This is a genomic window from Saccharopolyspora sp. NPDC002686, from assembly GCF_040295745.1.
Lineage (GTDB): Bacteria > Actinomycetota > Actinomycetes > Mycobacteriales > Pseudonocardiaceae > Saccharopolyspora > Saccharopolyspora oryzae.
Genome location: NZ_JBEOVY010000583.1, coordinates 1 through 2,628 on the forward strand (window position 1 = coordinate 1; position 2,628 = coordinate 2,628).

The window sequence follows — 2,628 nt, forward strand, 5'->3', positions numbered from 1 at the left end:
GCCGTCGGCCAGCGGGTGCTGCACGCCAGCGCGGGTGCACACCGGGAAGGCGTCGTTGTGCCGAAGACCTCTGAGGACCCGAAGCTCGCGGGAAGTCGCCGGGAGCTACGGGACGATGACTGCGCGGCCGGTGATCTCGCCCGCGTGGAACCGGTCGTAGACCTGCGGGGTTTCGTCCAGGCCGAAGGTCTCCACGTGCGCGCGCAGCGCACCGGAGCGGGCCAGGTCCAGCACCTCGATCAGCTCGGCGCGGCTGCCCCAGTACGGCGCGGCCACCGAGACCTCGTGCGGCAGCAGGCCGAAACCGACCGGCAGCGGAGCTCCGGCGATCCCGACGATGGTGATGTCGCCTTCGATCGCCACCGACTGCGCGGCGATCTTCACCGTGGGCGCGATCCCCACGAAGTCCAGCACCACGTCCGCGCCCAACCCGCCGGTGAGCTGCCGGATCCGCGCCGGTGCCGTCTCGTCGGAGCGGGCCACGTCGTGCGCGCCCACCGCCCGGGCCAGTTCCAGCTTGTCGTCGGCCACGTCGAGCGCGATCACCCGGGCCCCGGTGGTGGCGCGCAGGATCTGCACCGCGAGGTGCCCGAGCCCGCCCGCGCCGATGACGACCGCGGTGCTGCCGCCGACCAGCTTCGGCGTCGAGCGCTTGATCGCGTGGTACGGGGTGAGCCCGGCGTCGGTCAGCGGCGCGGCCTGCGTCGGGTCCAGGCCGTCCAGCGGGATCAGGTGCCGCACGTCGTCGACCAGCATGTACTCGGCCATCGCGCCCGGTGCGCCGAGACCCGGCGGCCGGATGCCCAGCTCGCCGGCGCGGGTGCAGTAGTTCTCCTTGCCCTGCGCGCAGTTCCGGCACACGCCGCAACCCCACGGCCCGTACACCGCGACGGACTCGCCCTCGGACACCCCGCGCACGCCCGCGCCGAGCCCGGCGACGGTGCCGACGCCTTCGTGCCCGAGCGTGAGCGGCAGCTCGAACGGCAGCTTGTCGGCGGGCCAGCTCATCACGCCGATGTCGGAGTGGCACATGCCGGCCGCGGTCACCTTCAGCAGCACCTGGCCGGGACCGGGTTCGGGCTTGGGCACCTCGACCACCACGGGACTCGACCCGACCTGCTGGTACTGGACGGCCTTCATGACCTGACCCATCGCGAGCTCCTTCCGCGGTTCGATCGCGGAGCCCATCTTGCGCCGAACCGAACCCGTGAGCACTTTCTGGTGCCATGGCCCCGGAAAGTGCTCACGGGGGTGGAACTCAGCGAGGGGCCATGCGGAGGGCGCCGTCCATGCGGATGACCTCGCCGTTGAGGTAGTCGTGCTCGACGATGTTCACCGCGAGCTGGGCGTAGTCCTCGGGGGCGCCCAAGCGCTTCGGGAACGGGACGCCGTCGGCCAGGCCCTGGCGGTACTCCTCGCTCACGGTCGCCAGCATCGGGGTGTCGATGATGCCCGGAGCGATGGTCATGACCCGGATCCCGGCGGAGGACAGGTCGCGGGCGGCCGGCAGCGTCAGGCTCGCCACGCCGCCCTTGGACGCCGCGTAAGCGGCCTGGCCGATCTGCCCGTCGAAGGCCGCGACGGAGGCCGTGTTGATCACGACGCCGCGCTGGCCCTGCTGGTCGGCCTCGGTCTCGCGGATCGCCGCCGCGGCCAGGCGCAGCACGTTGAAGGTGCCGACCAGGTTGACCTCGACGACCTTGCGGAACAGGTCGAGGTCGTGCGCGCCCTGCCGGCCGACGATGCGCGCCGACGGGCCGATGCCCGCGCAGTTCACCACGATCCGCAGCGGATTCCCGGCGCCCGCGGCCTGCTGCACCGCGGTCTGCACCTGCTCAGCGTCGGTGACGTCGGCCGCCGCGTAGGTGACGCCGTCGACCACCGGCGCCTTGCCGACGGCCTCCGGCAAGTCCACCGCGAACACCTGAGCGCCACGCCCGGCGAGTGCTCTGGCGGTGGCCGCGCCAAGGCCGGAAGCCCCGCCGGTGACGATCGCCGCGGTGTCGGTGATCTGCATCTGCTCGTTCCTTTGCGTCCGTTTGCGCTACCCGGGCATGTCTAACACCTGGGAACGCACTTGCCCAGCATCGAACGCGGAACGGGCAGGGCGAGAAGCGGCGGTCACCGATGGCGTTGCACCTCCCGCTTCGATGTCGTCTCCACCAGCGAGAGCAGCGCGACCAGGGGCAGCGCGGCCAGCAGCGCGAGGCCGATGAACAGTGCGGCGAACCCGATGAGCTCCATGCGAAGAGCGTGGTCCGCTCACCGTCCCCGCCGCGTCTGCCACCAGGGGAGATCTGCCATCCGTCCGAGCGAAAACCTCATCACCCAACGTGACCGAGCTCACTGTTCCACCGCAACTTCCCTCGAAAATCGGACGTCCGACTTCAAGTGCCCTCGCACCCTCTCCGATGCCCCTGGTCCCGACACGCCGAAGGCGCAGAACCACAGTTTCAATTGAAACTGCGGCCGGCCGTGGGTGGGATCTGCAGTTTCAATTGAAACTGTGGTCCCACGGCGTGTCAGGACCCGGCGTGGGGGGGTGAGAGCACCCCACCCAACACCACCACCCTCGGAAACAGTACTAGGGGGGTGTTTATTTGTAGGAAAAAAAATAAAAGATTGTTT

The 2,628-nt window shown here is 70.1% G+C and carries 3 protein-coding genes; all 3 read right to left on the reverse strand.

Annotation, left to right across the window (positions count from 1 at the left end; translation table 11 throughout):
• Window positions 1–105 precede the first annotated feature (105 nt).
• Window positions 106–1,152 (reverse strand): NAD(P)-dependent alcohol dehydrogenase, encoded by a 1,047-nt coding sequence (locus ABTZ89_RS37860; RefSeq protein ID WP_351054119.1) that lies wholly within the window; start codon window positions 1,150–1,152, stop codon window positions 106–108.
• Between the two features lie 106 nt (window positions 1,153–1,258).
• Window positions 1,259–2,017, reverse strand: coding sequence for an SDR family NAD(P)-dependent oxidoreductase (locus tag ABTZ89_RS37865; RefSeq protein ID WP_270952782.1), 759 nt, complete (start codon window positions 2,015–2,017; stop codon window positions 1,259–1,261).
• A gap of 104 nt (window positions 2,018–2,121) precedes the next feature.
• Window positions 2,122–2,244, reverse strand: a complete 123-nt coding sequence (locus tag ABTZ89_RS37870) for a hypothetical protein (RefSeq protein ID WP_270952781.1) — start codon at window positions 2,242–2,244, stop codon at window positions 2,122–2,124.
• Window positions 2,245–2,628 lie beyond the last annotated feature (384 nt).

Coding starts and splice junctions, on each gene's coding strand:
- ABTZ89_RS37870 (WP_270952781.1), bottom strand. CDS start 2,244: ATGGAGCTCATCGGGTTCGCCGCACTGTTCATCGGCCTCGCGCTGCTG.
- ABTZ89_RS37865 (WP_270952782.1), bottom strand. CDS start 2,017: ATGCAGATCACCGACACCGCGGCGATCGTCACCGGCGGGGCTTCCGGC.
- ABTZ89_RS37860 (WP_351054119.1), bottom strand. CDS start 1,152: ATGGGTCAGGTCATGAAGGCCGTCCAGTACCAGCAGGTCGGGTCGAGT.